This is a genomic window from Marinobacter iranensis, from assembly GCF_029207565.1.
In the GTDB taxonomy this organism is placed as follows: domain Bacteria; phylum Pseudomonadota; class Gammaproteobacteria; order Pseudomonadales; family Oleiphilaceae; genus Marinobacter; species Marinobacter iranensis.
The window spans coordinates 1-277 of the sequence record NZ_JANCMW010000112.1 but is presented as its reverse complement, the minus strand read 5'-3'; the positions used below and the strand labels follow the sequence as shown (position 1 = coordinate 277).

At 68.2% G+C, this 277-nt stretch carries 1 protein-coding gene; it reads right to left on the bottom strand.

The window, feature by feature from the left end; genetic code table 11:
* Positions 1-277 (bottom strand): MFS transporter (locus tag NLU14_RS21660; RefSeq protein WP_275710509.1); only part of this gene is annotated, 277 nt, incomplete at both ends.

Here is a 277-nt window from a genome sequence, read left to right as displayed (position 1 = left end):
ATCAGCAGCGGCGTCAGGATCGCGCCGACGTTCGACCCCGCATTGAACAGGCCCACCGCGAAGGCGCGCTCCTTGGCCGGGAACCAGTCCGCGACCGTCTTCACGCCGGCCGGGAAATTGCCCGATTCGCCGATGCCCAGGCCGAAGCGGGCCAGGGTGAACTGCATGACGGTGTGCACGCCGCCATGCGCCACGTGCGCGATCGTCCAGATCACCACCGCGATGGCATAGCCGAAGCGCGCGCCGATCGCGTCCACCACCTTGCCGAAGGCGAGAT